Source organism: Paenibacillus sp. OSY-SE, from assembly GCF_000283315.1.
In the GTDB taxonomy this organism is placed as follows: domain Bacteria; phylum Bacillota; class Bacilli; order Paenibacillales; family Paenibacillaceae; genus Paenibacillus_B; species Paenibacillus_B profundus.
On sequence record NZ_ALKF01000191.1, the window covers coordinates 78,584 to 94,810 of the forward strand.

Consider the following 16,227-nt stretch of genomic DNA (forward strand, 5'->3'; position numbering starts at 1 on the left):
GAAGAAGAATGGTATAGTTATAACACTATGGGCTTCCAGCCTATTTCGTCTGCTCCTCCAGCCAAGCTTGAAACATCAACACATCCCATAAATCGTACTGCCGATTTCGCTTGCCCTCCAAATGCTCCTTCCACCGCTGACGAATCGGCGCCGGATTCAAATATCCTTGCTGCTTTAACCTCGACTCGCTCAGCAAGTGCTCCGCCCATTCGCGCAGCGGTCCGCGCAGCCATGAACCGATGGGCACACTGAAGCCCATCTTCGGCCGATTCATGATGGTTTCCGGCACGTATTGATTCAATACCTGCCGCAACAGCCATTTCCCCTGACCGCCTTTGATTTTGTAGTTAACGGGCAGCTGCCAAGCGAACTCTACAATCCGGTGATCAAGAAAAGGAATGCGTGATTCCAGACTGACGGCCATTCCCGCACGATCGACCTTGACCAAAATATCATCCGGCAAATAACTGATCATATCCAAATACATCATTTCATTGGAGAAGTCGGAAAAGACATGATTCGGCACCGTTTCAAACACCGTATTCAGGGCACCGCTTCCGATGACGATGGAATGATCTTTCCAATGCGAAATCATGTATCGGTAAAATTGGCGGGAATTCAAGTTGCTGTCTTTCATCAGTTCCGCCAGACGGTACATTTTGTCCCCCGCCGTGCCTGGCGTGGTAGCCCGTTTTCTGAGTGGAGACCACCAACGCGACAATTGATTCCATGTGGATACCGGAATCGAGTGAATGATTTTGGAAGCGCCGACGCGGCCGAACGCCGGCACTTTGTTTAATTTGCTCCATATATCCTGCGTGATGAAATATCGCTTATATCCCCCGAACAGTTCATCCCCTCCATCTCCGGACAAGCTGACCGTCACATGCTTGCGAGCGAGCTCAGAGACCAGATAGGTCGGAATTTGGGAAGAATCGGAAAAAGGCTCATCGTATAGTTGCGGCAATTTGGGGATGACATCCAGAGCTTCTTGCGGCGTAACATACAGCTCCGTATGATCCGTGCCAAGATGACGGGCTACTTCCTTCGCATGCACCGCCTCATTGTATCCTTCCTCATGGAAGCCTATCGTAAAGGTTTTTACCTTTTGCGAGCTTTGCGCTTGCATGATGGACACGATGGTCGATGAATCGAGCCCTCCCGACAAAAAAGCGCCGATCGGCACATCCGAAACCATTTGCCCCCGGATCGACTGGCGCAGCAGCGCATCCAGCTGCTTCACCGCCTCTTGCTCACTCATCCCCCTTGTGTTACCTTGACCGTTCTGAACCGCTTGTTCCACCGTCCAATACGACTGTATTTCATGCGCTCCGGACTGCGTATCGTAAGTCAATATCGTCCCTGGCAGCAGCTTATAGCAATTTTGAAAGATCGTATACGGGGCGGGAATGTAACAATGCTGCAAATATAAGCCAATGGCATCCCGGTTGACATGCTTCACGAATTGGGGATGCGCCTGCAGTGCTTTTAATTCCGAACCGAACAGAAACTCATTCTGTTGTCCAATAGCATAATAGAGCGGTTTTTCCCCCATCCGATCCCGGACAAGATGCAATTTCCTATCCTTACGATCGTACAGTGCAAATCCGAACATGCCGATAAACCGATGCACAGCACGGTACACCCCTAACTGTTCAATAGCTGCCAGCATCGTTTCTGTATCGGAATGTCCGCGCAATTGGGAATACAGTTCGGGCGCGCTTGATTGAAGCCAAGTCTGGATCTCCTTGTAGTTGTATATCTCGCCATTAAACACGATGACATAGCGGCCGCTGGGAGAGAGCATCGGTTGTCGTCCGTGTTCGGACAAATCGATAATGGACAGTCTGCGGTGGCCGAGCCCTATGGTTCCATCTTCCCCCCACCATCCGCATGCATCCGGTCCGCGATGGACGATTCGGTCCGTCATATCTTTAATCGTTGCTTCCATCTTGGCCATAGTCAGTGGTGCATTCCGAGCGACAACTCCGACAATTCCACACATTCGATATAACTCCCCTTTAAGTGCGTGTTCAACCTCATTAATGAATTAAGTTCATCTTCCAGCCGTTATTGGCTGCTGTTCTGTGCCGGTTTATATTCGTAAACATGAGCACAAGTCCTAGTCCGATCAAGTACGTAAAGGCGGATTGATAGGCCATCTGCGGATCGCTGTACATGATGCGAAACGCGAAATACAGTATCCAATGAACCCGGTAAATGACAATAAACCAGTTTTTGTTTGCCGAAAATATCCGTTCCATAAAAATAAGCAAACCGCCAAAAGCGAATCCGAGAATAGCGACACCCGCAATCCCCAGATTGAAGTAACCGAAGGAGACGAAATCGACAGGCGTTGTACCTTTTGTTTGGAACATCCACGTATTCAGCTCGGACACCGTCTCCGGGAGATTAAGCGGGATGAGCCGGGACGGCACCAGATGGAGCACGCCAAGCGGGATGTCCACGAAGAACCGATACATGTTCTCATACGGAAACGTCTGAATGGCATTCGCTAACGTCACATATGGGAATGAGAACTCCAGCAACACTTTAGAAATAATGTTGCCCGCTTCCGATCCGATGTTGGACATCTGGTTCCCGACGCCTTCGGGATAAATAAAATAATTAAAAATTTGTTTTCCAAACAAGACGATAAGGACGAAAAAAAAACCAAACCCGAAAATGAGTTTGATATTCCATGCTTTATTTCTGACGACGTTGACCAGCGGGAACGTAATTAAATAGGAGACCATCTCCATTCTTCCTGCTTTATGAAACAGCAGCACCATCGACAAGCCGAAGGTCAGCACAAAACATAAACGTGACCACGAGCGAATGCTGGAACGCTCTGCTTCCTTCGTAAGCGCAAAAAAACATAAGGAGGCTACCATAATGAACGTCGATAAGTTTTTGAAAAACAACCATTTCGATTCAATAAAATCGGTGCCGGAACGAAGCAAGATCGCATACTCGAACAATTTGGACCATCCGCCGATGGAGGACGTATAGATGACAAAGCTTATTAAGCCGATACAGGCGATCACAGCGGAAGCGGCAAACATACGGCTCTCTGGAAATAGTTCCTTCTTATCGGGTCGTTCCCGCTGCATGTCGTCAGCCTGGCCCTTGCGTAATCGCGAGCATGCGGAATATCCGGCCACGATGAACAGATACCCGATCAGACTGCACAATGATGCGTAGAAGTATGAGGTTGAAGAGAAGGAGTTCATAAGAATCCAACTCCAGCTATCCAACTCTTCAGGAAGTAAAAAAGCGCAATAGATCGGGATGACACTGAAGCACATAAAATAAATGCCGCTGACGGCAAACAAAAAGTCAAACGGGCCATTTCTTTTTTTTCGAACATGTTCAGTGACCAGGATGACCCCTCCGAGCAGTATCGCAACAGGTACGGCCAGCCACCCCATTCTTGTTTTCCTCCCCTCAAATGGCAACAAATAAATCCGTATACTGGTCCACAATTCGTTCAATATCAAATTTTTCTGCATGGGTTCTTAGCTTCATGAAGTCAGAAGGATCAGGGGAAGTCAATTTGGCATAAATGCCGTCAGCCAATTGCTCGGCATCTCCGATCGGCACCACTTTCCCGTACGTTCCTTCTTCCAGCACGTCCGGAACACCTGCACAATTGGTAGAGACGATCGGAAGACCGAGCCCCATTGCTTCCAGCAAGACGTTCGGCAAGCCTTCATATTTGGAAGATAAAATAAACAAATCAGATTGTCTCATATACATATACGGATTCTCAACAAAGCCCGCAAAATCGATATGCTCCCTAATGTTAAGCTGCTGTGCCAGCGCATTAAGCCTCTCATATTGACTGCCGGTACCTAAAATAATCATCCGGCAATCCATGCGTTGATGAACGATTGCGAATGAATGGAGCAATGTGATGTGGTCTTTTTGCTCTTCCAAACGTCCCACATTTAAGATGACCGGCATTTTTTTATCCGATAACCACCTATGATTGACCTGTTCCTGCGCATTTTTCCGAATTTCATGCAGTACGACCGGATTGTGAATAATCGTAACTTGTTGCGATTGGATCTGTTCATTAGACTGCAAAATATCGTTCTTCATATCATTCGACAGGGCGATAATCTGATCGGCCCTAGGATAATACCATTTGTATAATAGCCGGTGCAGCTTGCCGCGGCGCTTCAACTCCTGGCTGGGCATATTGGCCTCGCGTACGATGATTTTCGGGTTCCCCTTCAAGAACGGCTTAATCGCCAACAACGCGATGTTCAAATGCATTAACGTAGACATGATGACATCCGGCTGAATACGATTGATTTCATTGACGAGTTTGATCACGCTGTAACGCACTTGGGAAATGCCTAAATCGGTAACTGCTATATCCTCCGGCAAGTGGGATACAAATGGCCCGTGCAAAGACAGCGTCATAAAGCACGGGCTGATTCGATCCCGATCGATATGCTTCAATAAATTGACAACGACTCGCTCTGCACCGCCGCCATGCAAATTGGGAGTAATAAAAAGCACTTTTTTCTTCATATCCAGCTCCTTTTGGTCATGCCATCACATGGGAAATCAAGTAGCGATATTTCCCTGAAGCTTGCGGAGATATAGCCTCAACGTGCTCATATGTAATATCGCAGCCTTCACCAAGCACAGCCTTGAATTGATCGTCAATCATTTGGATTTCAGCTTCATATCCGCTTAAGCCGACTTCGGGATGTTTCAGCACAACGAAAACTTTCACTCGTTCAACCGTTTCTTGTATGATTTGATATTGTTTGACCCAATCTTGGTAGAAGAAGAGCTGACTGAAATAGGTCCCTTGAATTTTTGTTCCGTTCGCGTTAATAAATGTATCGCTTATTCTGCCGGTAACTTCTTTGAGCAGTTTGAACGGCCTTCCGCAGGTGCAGCTCTCATCAGACCAGACGCCCAGATCACCGATACGATATCGTATTAGCGGCATGGAAAAGTTGCATAAAGGCGTAACGACAATCTCCCCGACTTCATGCGGTGCGGCTGGCGTCCCATCCTCCCGCAGCACTTCTACATAATGGGTAAGTCCAGATACGTGCAATCCCTTATGCTGCTCACACTCACAGGCAATATCACCCACTTCGCGCGATCCGTACCGGTTGTATACTTTGGTCTGGAAGACGTCTTCAATCGTTTGCCGCATATGCGGAAACAATACGCCAGCCGTCGTCATAATCGAATGAGGATGATGGATTGAGACTTGATGATGTTCGATATATTGAGCCAGCTCATATATACTTTCCACATAGGCTAGGATTTGCTTCGGTTTGTATTCATTAATGCTATGGACCGCCATTTTCACCCGTTCTTTATCCATGCGATACGCATTAATCCATCGTTCATTACGCATCCATCTTCCAACATAAGTTCGCATCGTTTCTTTGCCTATGAGCAGGTCGCGCATCGATCCCCATAAGCGTATTTGCCGATCTCCCGGCACCCGACCCGTCCACTGGTCATAGAGTAATTTCAACGACAGCATCCAAGACATCGTATCCTCGTCTTGAATGAACCGGATCGGCTCTCCCGTTGATCCCCCGGAAGTTTCTTCGAACCATTTCCGCTCCTGTATATCTTCCGATATCAATTGCCCGTAATGTTCTCGTATGATCTCTTTCGTCAGCAGCGGAATTTGCATAAAACGGGGCCAATCGATGACATTGTGATGAATAAGTTCGTTCACACCGATGTTGTCGCGATAGAAGGGAACGTGCTTGCAAGCATGCTTAAGCAATGCGCTCATCTTCGCATGCACATATTGCTCGTATTCCTCAGGCGCGAGCCATTGTTGTTGATGCAGCGTTTTATATTTGCCAAACACATCTTTTTGTCTATACATCCGAATTCGAGTCAACCCTTTTTTCAGCGGATTCAACACCATCAACTTCTTCTCTTCCTTTCTCTGCAAGTAAGCTGCGTTTACGCGAGACGATCAGCATAGACGCAACCAAACCCATATTCATCACAACTCCCACCAAGCTATATAGCGCGATACTCAGCAGCGGGCTGCTATATACAAATCCGCTGAATAAGGCCGCCACTCGAAGTAGAAGCGAGATAATCTCATACACTAGCAAATGCTTCTGCAAATTATAGAGCTGGCCGGTTACAAAGGCAGGCGGCATGAAGAAATTGACAAACCACCAGCAAACCATCCACCGGGCATATTCGCCTGCTTCGTACCACGTTCCTCCGAGCGCGAATGCGAATAATTGCGGCCCGAACACTACAACAATGAGCACAGGGATAATACCGGCGCCAATCAGCGCCAAGGTCGTCTTCTTCAATAAACCAAATAGGGGCATTCCTTGATTTTGCATATCTGATGCCTGTTGAAAATAAACGTTGCGAACCGATTCGCTTATGACATGAATGGGAAGCTGCAGCATGCGAAGAGATAATCCGTACAGCCCAACGACAGCCGGTCCGAAGAACACGGCCAGCAAGAAGGGGGTCATGTTTTGAGCCACCGAATTCAATATCGTCTGCGGCATGTTATACAACGGATACTGTTTAAATTTACGGGCTTGCTCCTTCATCGTCGCCACGTGCGTTTCTTGAATGAACTTTGCTTTGTCCTCTTTCCATACTTGGAAGAACAGCACTCCCGTAGCGATCATTTGACCTACGAACTGCCCGAGAACAAGCCCAATCGCCCCCCACCCTGTCACACCGCCCGTCATTTGCATGCCCGTAACACCCGTGGAACGAAAGATTTGCGATATGGACTGTCTTTTATATTTTTTGTTCCGGGTGCACCAATAGCTTAAGCATTGATAGCCTCCGATAGAAAATACGGTAAGCGGCAGCCATACCGTCCACACTACATCCATGCGGGGGACGTCAAACCAATTGCCGATATACGGTCCGATAATAACCATTAGAAGTCCAGTGCACAACGTTGTGAGCAGCAGTGCAATCATCGACACATTTACGAGATTCACGCTTTCTTTTTCCCGCTCAGGCACGACAATAGACATTTCATACTTCCAACACGCTGTCACGGAGAACAAGCTGACAAATGCCGTATATATTGAAAAAACTCCGAATTGTTCCGGCGTATAGAGTCTGCTTAGCAATGGGGCCGCTGCAATCGTAATCCCCTGTGACAGCGCGGTTCCCGACATTAGAACGGCTGCATTTTTGAAAAGCTTGCTTTTAGGGAGCGCCAATATGGACAAATTTCAACACCTACAATCTAATGTATTTGCATCGATCCGAAGAATGCTTGTAAAACAAAGTACGGCGTTAAATCGCTTTAACTTCATACCTTGCCTGACAAGCCGTCATCATGCAGACTGGGGCATCAAACCCCTCCTCACGCCACACCCTCGACGACGAACGTCTAAGGCCCCAAGCTTACCCACAGCATGGCCGAGTGCCTACAATGATATAGGTGTAGTAGGCATTACCTTACGAAAGTTTACGAAAGTTTACAAAAGTCCCTTAGTGGACTGACCCTTTTGAGCACGACTAATAGTAGTCATACCATTCCGATTTATATTTCTCCTGACCGTTTAGAACGGTACCCAGCAGATTCGCTTTTACGATTTCGAATTGCTGCTTCACCTTTTTTATCGCTTGCACTTTCGTCCTGCCGGCCAAGACGACCAGCACGACTCCGTCACATTTATTTGCTATAATTTTGGAATCAACTACGGGCAATACCGGCGGGCAATCGACCAGCACAACATCGAACCTTGACTGCAATTGCTGCAGACATTCATTCATTGGCTGACCAGAGAGCAACTCAGCCGGGTTATCGGGAATTGCGCCGGCCGGGAGGGCCCATAAATGCTCAATTTCCGTTTCCCGCAGCACTTGATCCAGAGCGGTCGTGTCATTTAGAAGCGAGGATAGTCCCAAGCTTTTACCTACATTGAATACTTGATGGACAGAAGGCCGCCGCAAATCCGCATCCACAATGACGGTCCGTTTCCCTCCCATGGCAAACGAGATCGCCAAATTAATTACGGTTGTCGTCTTGCCCTCTCCTTGGTTCGCCGACGTGACAGCAATGCTCTTCATGCGTCCTTCATTCAGCAACTGGGTTATATTTGTCCTTAATTGGCGATAATGCTCGGAAACGTAAGAGTGAGGATAGTCTCTAGTAATGAATGCCGGTTTACGCATTTGTCGAAGCATTAGTAGCCTCACCTGCCTTTGTGTATGAGATCGAAGTCTGACGATGTTTGGCTGACTTGTAGGATTTGCGGTTTATTTTAGGAATGACGGCCAAGGTCGGCAAAGACAGCAGCTGCTGCAGCTCCTCTTCCACGCGAATGGAATCATCGAAGTACTCTCGTACGAAGATCGTCCCGATGCTTATCATGAACGAAAGTATAAAGGCTACCAACGCATTTAGGATGATGTTCGGTTTCACCGGTCCCGGCTCAAGCGCAGGGTCTGCCGGATTTAATATTGTTACATTGTCCACTTGCATTAAGTCGGGTATTTTTTTCATGAATTGTTCCGCAATGCCGTTTGCGATTTTACTGGCAAGCTCATAAGAAGGGGCTATGGCGCTAATGGTCATCACTTGAGTCTTATTCGTAGAGCTTACCGTGACACTGTCGCGCAATGCTTTGCTGTTCATATTAAGCTCGGAGTATTTCGCAAGAACGTCTTTAATCATCCAGTCGGTTTTAATCAATTCCTTATATGTGGAAATCAATTGCATATTGGCTTCCAAATCATTCAGATTGAGTGTGCTTTCCCCTTCGACGATTCTCGTTTTGTTTACAATCAGTTTCGTAGACGCTTCATAGACCGGTGTCACCAGAGCCATACTGTAATACAATGTTCCGCCGGTGCAAATCAATGTAAAAAGTAAAATGAGCCACAACTTCTTCCTCAGCATGCGCAGCATCGTTTTCAAGTCCCATTCCTTCATTGCCTTACTGTCCTCCTTATTGAAAAAAACGTATCGCCTTCTTCGGACTGGCCGCCCGAAACGGAAGCACCTGCTCGCCATGCAGTACCCGACGGGCATTTTCTTTCATCGTATCGACATAAAAAAGTCCGCCGATTTCTTGCAGCGCCGCATAACCTTCGCGCAGGAAGAAGCCTCGTTTCAGTACGCTGTGGGCATCAGAAGCAAGAAAATGCGCCCAATGCTTTTTACATAGCAGCACTGCTGATTTTTGTGCTTTTGTTCCGAATCCACCCAATAAGGATTGCGCGTTCACTTGGAACAGAACACCTTGCTCAATCCAGTCATACACCTGTTCTGGACGTTTCATAATGGCTGCATTTCGTTCAGGATGGGCAACAATGATTTGTAGTTGATATTGATTCATATAAGTGAGGAACTTGGAGAAATAGACCGGGATTTCTTGCGCTGGCCATTCGACAAGCACGTATGGCCCATCAGCTAACGATTGAATGGAACCGCACTGGTAATCTTCAACGAAGTTGTCATTCAGCCGATATTCTTGTCCGGGAAAGACACGCAACTCAATAAGGCGTTCCTTCAGCAGCTCACTAAACGCCCCTACTTGTTGCTTAATATGGTCGGAGGCATTACGATAGCGTCTCGTAGCATGATGGGGAGTCGCTATAATCGTATGAATTCCGCTTCGAACAGCTGCTTGAGCCATGCGAAGCGCCTCTTCTTCATGGGCCGGTCCGTCATCCATTCCAGGCAGCAGATGACAATGAATATCGATCATAATTTACACTCCGTCTGGGCAGGCGCTTGGCGCCGAATCGGCATCATCTGTATAATGGATTTCTTTGACGAGTATGATTGAACTACAAAATTTTTATGTGGTAAAATAGACTGGAATTTGGATTTCATATGCTCTGGTCCAGGTGCTGTTTGCTAGTATGCAAATAATAGAGAGACATTGACTTGTACAGCTCGTGAATTTTTAGCTGGTCTGGACACAGCGTCGTGAGGTACATGTTTAATAGGGAGATGAGCGCCCGACGCTCTGATGCTGTTAAACGTAAAGAGATGCCATAGCGAAATTGGCTTTCGTCCGCGTCCCTCCATACAACATGACCATTCAGCTTCATTTCAACCTGCTTGATCATCAATTGGAAACCGAGCAAATAATGGGAGGACGACGGGAGTTCCAAGTGCGTTAGCATGCGCAGACCGCCCGGACTAAGTTCAGTGATGAGGACAGGCTTGGATCGACTGTTTACGGACACACCGTTTACTTGCTCGATGGACATCCTTGCGATGATGGTCTCATTCATATGAAGCCGTACATAGTTTCTTTGTTCTTTAGGCTCACTATGCTCCATAACTTCATCCTCTTCTTGATATAAAAGTGATGTTACTACTCATTGCAGCATGGCATAATGATACTTGATGTTACATCATCATTCCTTTAGATACATTATGTATCAAATCACTTCTTTACTTTACGATACGATTTGTAACATGTCAATCCTTTTCTCAGGTTTGTTTTGTGCATTCGATACGTTTTGTTTCACAATGATTGGATTTGGATTGAAAAGGGAGGTTTATTTCAAATGAGCACCGGAATCCGTATCGCGGAGCTGCGCGAAGGAAAAGGATGGACTCAAGAAGAGTTGGCTGAATTGCTGGGGATTACGCGGGCTGCGTTATCTCATTACGAGAAGGATCGCCGCAAACCTGACTTTGAAACGTTGACTAAACTAGCGGATCAATTTGGGGTTTCCATCGATTATTTAGTCGGGCGTCTGTCCAGTCCGAATGCGCAGGCAACGCAAGAGGTACTTATGTTTGCAGCTGGGCTTGAACTGTCGGATGAGGAGCTGCTCAAAAAGTTCCGGCTTACTGTGGACGGTCGTGAATTAACGGAGGAAGAAGCGCGTCGATTCATTGCTTTCGTGCGGGCGGAACGGTCCATGAGGCTTTAGGTCTGCGCATCAACGTAAAAACTAGCCTAAGCATTTAACGCCCTAGCCACTCCCAATAGGAGTAGTTCGGGGCATAATTTATATTTCTACGCGCTGCAAGCATAAAGATCCCCCCCGATGTCTCGTTAGATCGGGGGGATCCAATGGCTTGATGACAGTGGTATTGTCATTCTTGCACCTGCCGGAATGAACCGGATGGCCGAAACATTACGGCGCATAATCGCCGTTGTAGCTGACGAGCATCACGTCCCGGACGCCGACCACACCCGACAACTCATTCACGAAAGCGGTATTGTCATCGCGCAGTCGGGTTTCGACCGTCATTTCGGTCATTTGCTTGTGCACCGTCTTCGATTTAAGCACATACTTCAACTTGCGCAAGCGCGAGAGCACCTCGTCCTGAGCCGGTTCCTCATATTTGACAATAAGCAGATAAGGGGCATCCCTCACCTTGCGGCGGGACAGCCAGAAGATTGCTGCTCCTACAGCCAGCGAACCGAATACGGACACGGGGTAGATCTCTGCTCCGTTCGCAATGCCAACCGATATGGCCCAAAACATATATACGATGTCCATCGGATCTTTAACGGCCGTGCGGAAGCGCACGATGCTCAATGCGCCGACCATGCCCAAAGACAGGACGATATTAGTGCTGATCGTCATGATGATAAGCGTCATAATCGAATCAATACGAACGTGACATTGTAGCTATGATTGTAGACGACGCCGCGGAAGCACTTCTTATAAGTCCAGTAGATGAACATCCGATGAGGAACGAAGCGACCATCCCCCAAAACATGTCCACCCACGCAATTTTATTGAATGCCCCAGCTTCAATTCCGAATCCGCTTCCCGTAAAAATTCAGCGTCCCCCCGGTACAGCCGTTCAAATTCACTGCGTGTCATCGGAGCCGATTCTTTGGCGACATATTCGTTCCACTTGCTCTTCCGTTCGAGCTTGATGACGGCATCGCTCTTGTTATAAATGCGAATGCGATATTTCCGCCGGTTCAAAATGCCATCGACCTTATCGTGCAACGCAGATTCATAGATGTTGTCGAAATATAGGCTCCGGATATGATACCCGTGCTCGTCAACCGAGTTCTGATCCAGCAGCAACAACGATTTAATCCGTTCCCGCAGCCCCATAAATTCATGATAATGGATATAAAATTTCAATTCGTGCCGAAGCTTCTTTCGATCCCGCATATCTCTAACCTTCTTCTCTCTCATCTTATTCCATTCAATCTCTGCTCGATTCGCCCCCGGCCATAGACACACGGCACCTGCTCCACTACCGGCTTCGCAAAGTCCGGCGTTTGGCTAATTTTAATGTAGGTTTTCATTTCTGTTACCTTAGCCTTGAGCTGTTCCACATTTTTCGGATTTTTAAAGAAGCGTGTCTGCAGCTGGCTTCCCCAATAATTCGACAGTCCTGTCTGCCATGGGGACTCCAGGGCGTCTTCTCCCGTCTGCGTCGTGAACCCCCATGCCCCGTCGTAATCCCATGGAAGGAAGAACCACTTTGCGGAATTGAGTGGAGATCCGCTCGGCCGTGCGACCGCCTTAGGTCCGACAGACTATTACTTGGCGGAAAGCTTTCTTAAGCCGACAGACATTACCGTTAAAAACAGCAAGGGAGCATTCGACTCAGGCTTTCACCAAAAGCCATAAAAATACTGGAATATCGCCAAAATTACGGAACAAAGATGCTGTCCATCAGCAAAATTGACTATGATTCGCTGTCCGAGAACGCATTGCGCAAGTTCTTCCGTATGAACGAGGCGGCTGCCGGCGTCTTCTCGCTCGACGGCTACGGCGTGGCAGCATGGGACTACAGCGCAGGAACAAAAAATCGCAACGCAGTGCAAGCCTTCCCTTATTTCGAGCATTATATGGATTACTACGACATCAAGCTCAAGCCAAAAACGGTTCAGAAAGAGCTCGAGTACGAACGAAAAGGATTCCTCACGCATTCCGAGCCCGGGCATCATTTCTATCACATTCCGGAACTGTATGGGAAATAAATAAACATGCACTCCCTGGATTGTGGCGGAGTGCATGTTTATGTTCTCGTTTTTAAATATTTCATATAGACGCCTTGCCTAACTCATGAAACCGTTTTTGATTGCCGCCTGTGGGAGACTTTCTGATGATGACTTCCCCTGTCCGTTCACTAATCTCCACATCCAACGTATCACCGCACTCCGCATCCAGCTTGTCCAACATCTCCTTAGTAAAAATGACACCGAAGCTGTTCCCGATTCGCATGAGCTTACGCTTCAATTCATTGCACTCCTTTCGTTTTCCCGCGGCGCAGGCATTGATTTTTTCACTTCAATATTCATTCATGAATTTGTACATAATGAACTCACGCTGCTACAGTGCGCGTCTCCGTTCAGGCGCCATCGATAGCTTTTCAGGAGAATTGCGGGCCATGGCCGGAGAATAGACGGCATATCCATTGCCGAGCATTTTCGCCTCATACATCGCCATATCGGCATGTGTAAGCAATGTCTCCGCATCCAGGCCGTCATGGGGGAAGATCGCGATGCCTATGCTCGTCGTTAGACGGAACTGGTAATGAGCAATCATAAAATCCTCTTCGAACAACTGCAGCACTTCCTGCGCCGTATTCTGAGCATCTTCCAAGCGCCTGATGTTCGGAAGCAGAATAATGAACTCATCCCCGCCCATTCTCATCATCATCTCCGCAGGCAAAAAGGTCCGCATTCGAGCAGCTACTTCCTGCAGCAGATAGTCGCCCTTACTGTGTCCGAGCGTATCATTGACCTGCTTGAAGCGATCCAAGTCCAAGTAAAGAACGGCCATCATCTGCTTATCCTTCTTCGCTTTTGCGATTAGCTGGGCCACATGCTCTTTGTAGTGCCTGCGGTTCGGCAGGCCCGTCAAGTCGTCGTGATAAGCCAAGTAATTGTAGCGTCCCTCCGCCTCGACTCTTTCCGTAATATCCCGGAATTGCCCGAAAGCCCCGGTTCTGTTGCCGTGCTCGTCCAAAATGGGAAGCGCATCGAACAGGCACACCTGTCTTGCCCCCGTTGCGGTGTGACAGACGACTACCTCAATATCCTCGCAGGTCTTGCCGGTGCGAATGACCTCATCGATATAAGGCCCCATTGGCTTTATATCGAATACCGGCTGCTGTATAAGAGCGTTCCGGGATAGCCCTGTCAATTGTTCCGCGTATGAATTGAATTCAGTAATGCGACCGTGCCGATCCGTAATGATGATGCCATTGCGCGTCGTATCCATCATAATATGGTTCAAAATATTCAACTTGCGGTTCTGGCTCCGCAAGAGCAGCTCGCGTTCAATCGAGTCAGCTACAGTATTGAGCACCGCCATGAAATAGGGATGTGCATACTCCATGGACGTCATAATCGACACAGTGCCGAGCAGGTTGTCCTCATCCGAGGTGCCAAAGGGGACGGAATAGCATACTTTGTCGTGAAAACAATGGTGAAAATGCTGTTCTCCTGCAAGCTGCACCGGCTTGCCATATGTTAAGGCAAGAGTAATGCCATTCGTTCCACATGCTTCTTCAGTAAACCGCACTCCCGCAACGATGCCGAGCTGAGCTACTGTCTGCTTCATCGTCCCGTCTCCTGCCATTTCGAGAATGCAGCCGTTCTCATCCGAGATCACGATTACAATTGGAGTTCCGGCGAGCTGCGTAAGCAATTTCCCCGTGAAAAAGCGAACGACGGTTAACATTTCGTCATAAAAAATCCGTTTGCATACGAACTCCGACTGCCCCATCACGGAATTGAACTGCGGAATCGATGCCGGATTGAGCCCCGAATCCTGTACCTTCCTTCTCCATTTCTCGATCCTCTGCATCATAGATGTGCCGGAATCGCTCTGACTGTCACATAATCCCACTATGGTTCCCTCCAGCTTCCATCATTCTAATCATGCCGTTCTGAGTATTGTCTGAACGAACCGGAATGCGCATCGTTATTTCCGTCCCCTGATCCGGTTCGCTGCGGATGCAGAGCCCACGACCGTACCAATACGTAAGGCGCTTATGGGTGTTAACTAGGCCGATTCCCCCGCGGGTACGGGCTTCTAGAACCGCTTCAATCACTTCCCGGCGCATGCCTACGCCGTTGTCGGCTACCGTAATAATCGCCTCTTCGCTTGTCAGTCTGACAGCGATTGCTACGGTACCTCCTTCTCTCCGCTTCATAATGCCATGACGTATCGCATTCTCCACAATTGGCTGCAGTGTCAGCGGGGGAAGCTCGAATTGCAGTCCGTCTGCCACATCCAGTTCCACCGAGAGGCGGTCGGAGAACCGGACCTGTTCAATGTATAGGTAAGATTGAACTAACGCCCATTCTTTGGCGAACGGGATGAATCTGTCACGGTTATGCGCACGGAAGCTAGCCCGTAAATAATTTCCGAACTGAATCAGCAGCACCTGAGCCTGATCTGGTGCCTCCGAGTTCAATGAAGCTATCGAGTTGAGCGTGTTATATATGAAGTGGGGATTCATCTGAGCTTGCCAGAGCGCCATTTCGAGGTGAACATGCTCCTCTGCTGCCTGCTTCAAGCTAAGCAGCGTCCGAATACGCATTCTCAATTCACTGCCGTCCATCGGCTTCAAGACATAATCGTTGGCTCCCGCTTCGAATCCAGCCAGCGCATCGCCTGCTTGATTGCGTGCGGTCAGCATGATGATGGGTAGATCAAACAGATTCGAGTGTTCTCGCAAGCGGCGGCATATATCATATCCCGAAATCGTGGGCAGCAAGACATCGAGGAGAACGAGATCGTAATTCCACACAGCCCCCCCGTCCAATGCTGCGAGTACCTCTTCCCCTTTTCCCATGACGGTGATGTTATACTTCTCATGCATCAGCGTATGCAAAATGACGCGGATGTTAATCGGATCATCCTCCACGACGAGAATACGGGCGCCTCCGCCGTAATCCACCTTCATCGGCAGCATCCATTCAGCGGCGACAGCATTGCCATTTCCCGCCATGTCAAAAGGCTGCTCGATTGCTAGGTCTTTCATTTTCTCTCCTCCGCCATCGTATAAGTGAAGGCTGAGCCACATTTCATGTCAAGGGAGATCGTTCAGCAAAGGCCCTGTCCTGCACCGTTAGAATCATATTTATTAAAATGGGACTGATTTAGACTGCTAGCCGCGCTATTGATCAGATTGGAGTTGTTGTCCAAGGAAATAATCGAAAGAGGCGACTGCGACAGAAGGCTATAATAGTAGAAGCAGGATACAGCCGAGAGATATGTGTTTTCCATTTCGCGTCCTTCTTGCAGACTTCTGGTGTACATACCAAG

16 protein-coding genes and 1 pseudogene are annotated in these 16,227 nt (G+C 48.2%); 2 read left to right on the plus strand and 15 right to left on the minus strand.

Annotated elements, in window-relative coordinates; translation table 11 throughout:
- Positions 1–40 precede the first annotated feature (40 nt).
- From asnB to A372_RS0119900, 9 genes are all read right to left on the minus strand, one after another.
- The gene (gene asnB / locus A372_RS0119860; protein ID WP_019422647.1) at positions 41–2,005 is read right to left on the minus strand and encodes an asparagine synthase (glutamine-hydrolyzing); all 1,965 of its coding nucleotides are present in this window, start codon (positions 2,003–2,005) and stop codon (positions 41–43) included.
- A 37-nt stretch (positions 2,006–2,042) separates the two neighbouring features.
- Positions 2,043–3,431, minus strand: a complete 1,389-nt coding sequence (locus A372_RS0119865) for an oligosaccharide repeat unit polymerase (protein ID WP_019422648.1) — start codon at positions 3,429–3,431, stop codon at positions 2,043–2,045.
- Between the two features lie 16 nt (positions 3,432–3,447).
- On the minus strand, positions 3,448–4,542 hold the full coding sequence (locus A372_RS0119870) for a glycosyltransferase (protein WP_019422649.1): 1,095 nt from the start codon (positions 4,540–4,542) through the stop codon (positions 3,448–3,450).
- A 16-nt stretch (positions 4,543–4,558) separates the two neighbouring features.
- Positions 4,559–5,926, minus strand: coding sequence for a phenylacetate--CoA ligase family protein (locus tag A372_RS0119875; protein WP_157259624.1), 1,368 nt, complete (start codon positions 5,924–5,926; stop codon positions 4,559–4,561).
- Entirely contained in the window at positions 5,874–7,223 is a 1,350-nt protein-coding gene (locus A372_RS0119880) for a lipopolysaccharide biosynthesis protein (RefSeq protein ID WP_019422651.1), read from the minus strand. Before A372_RS0119880 ends, A372_RS0119875 begins: the two co-directional genes overlap by 53 nt.
- Before the next feature lie 292 nt (positions 7,224–7,515).
- Positions 7,516–8,187 (minus strand): CpsD/CapB family tyrosine-protein kinase, encoded by a 672-nt coding sequence (locus A372_RS0119885; protein WP_019422652.1) that lies wholly within the window; start codon positions 8,185–8,187, stop codon positions 7,516–7,518.
- A complete protein-coding gene (locus tag A372_RS0119890; protein ID WP_019422653.1) occupies positions 8,168–8,935 on the minus strand; it encodes a YveK family protein in 768 nt (255 codons plus the stop codon). Before A372_RS0119890 ends, A372_RS0119885 begins: the two co-directional genes overlap by 20 nt.
- A gap of 16 nt (positions 8,936–8,951) precedes the next feature.
- On the minus strand, positions 8,952–9,713 hold the full coding sequence (locus A372_RS0119895) for a tyrosine-protein phosphatase (protein WP_019422654.1): 762 nt from the start codon (positions 9,711–9,713) through the stop codon (positions 8,952–8,954).
- A 124-nt stretch (positions 9,714–9,837) separates the two neighbouring features.
- Positions 9,838–10,296 (minus strand): PilZ domain-containing protein, encoded by a 459-nt coding sequence (locus tag A372_RS0119900; protein WP_019422655.1) that lies wholly within the window; start codon positions 10,294–10,296, stop codon positions 9,838–9,840.
- Between the two features lie 231 nt (positions 10,297–10,527).
- Here A372_RS0119900 and A372_RS0119905 point away from each other — a divergent pair, with 231 nt between their 5' ends.
- A complete protein-coding gene (locus A372_RS0119905; RefSeq protein WP_019422656.1) occupies positions 10,528–10,899 on the plus strand; it encodes a helix-turn-helix domain-containing protein in 372 nt (123 codons plus the stop codon).
- 207 nt (positions 10,900–11,106) lie between these two features.
- Here the strand turns inward: A372_RS0119905 and A372_RS34350 are convergent, their stop codons facing one another.
- The 3 genes and pseudogenes from A372_RS34350 to A372_RS39615 form a co-directional block, all read right to left on the minus strand.
- Positions 11,107–11,562, minus strand: a complete 456-nt coding sequence (locus tag A372_RS34350; protein ID WP_237728571.1) for a DUF4956 domain-containing protein — start codon at positions 11,560–11,562, stop codon at positions 11,107–11,109.
- A 78-nt stretch (positions 11,563–11,640) separates the two neighbouring features.
- Positions 11,641–12,108: a VTC domain-containing protein gene (locus A372_RS36520; protein WP_019422658.1), complete on the minus strand. Its 468-nt coding sequence runs from the start codon at positions 12,106–12,108 to the stop codon at positions 11,641–11,643.
- Between the two features lie 20 nt (positions 12,109–12,128).
- A pseudogene (locus A372_RS39615) lies at positions 12,129–12,422 on the minus strand (CotH kinase family protein); the annotation flags it as partial.
- Positions 12,423–12,608: 186 nt separating this feature from the next.
- Between A372_RS39615 and A372_RS0119920 the strand changes: the two are divergent.
- Complete coding sequence (locus tag A372_RS0119920) at positions 12,609–12,926, plus strand: hypothetical protein (protein ID WP_019422659.1); 318 nt, start codon at positions 12,609–12,611, stop codon at positions 12,924–12,926.
- Positions 12,927–12,987: 61 nt separating this feature from the next.
- Here A372_RS0119920 and A372_RS34360 read toward each other — a convergent pair whose 3' ends face one another.
- The 3 genes from A372_RS34360 to A372_RS34370 all read right to left on the minus strand — a co-directional run bounded on the left by A372_RS34360 (position 12,988) and on the right by A372_RS34370 (position 15,943).
- Positions 12,988–13,185 carry an AbrB/MazE/SpoVT family DNA-binding domain-containing protein gene (locus A372_RS34360; RefSeq protein ID WP_019422660.1) on the minus strand — a complete coding sequence of 66 codons (198 nt, stop codon included), beginning with the start codon at positions 13,183–13,185 and terminating at the stop codon, positions 12,988–12,990.
- A gap of 93 nt (positions 13,186–13,278) precedes the next feature.
- Positions 13,279–14,802 (minus strand): diguanylate cyclase domain-containing protein, encoded by a 1,524-nt coding sequence (locus A372_RS34365; RefSeq protein WP_019422661.1) that lies wholly within the window; start codon positions 14,800–14,802, stop codon positions 13,279–13,281.
- Positions 14,789–15,943, minus strand: a complete 1,155-nt coding sequence (locus A372_RS34370) for a response regulator (RefSeq protein ID WP_019422662.1) — start codon at positions 15,941–15,943, stop codon at positions 14,789–14,791. The genes A372_RS34365 and A372_RS34370 overlap by 14 nt, the downstream gene beginning before the upstream one ends.
- Positions 15,944–16,227 lie beyond the last annotated feature (284 nt).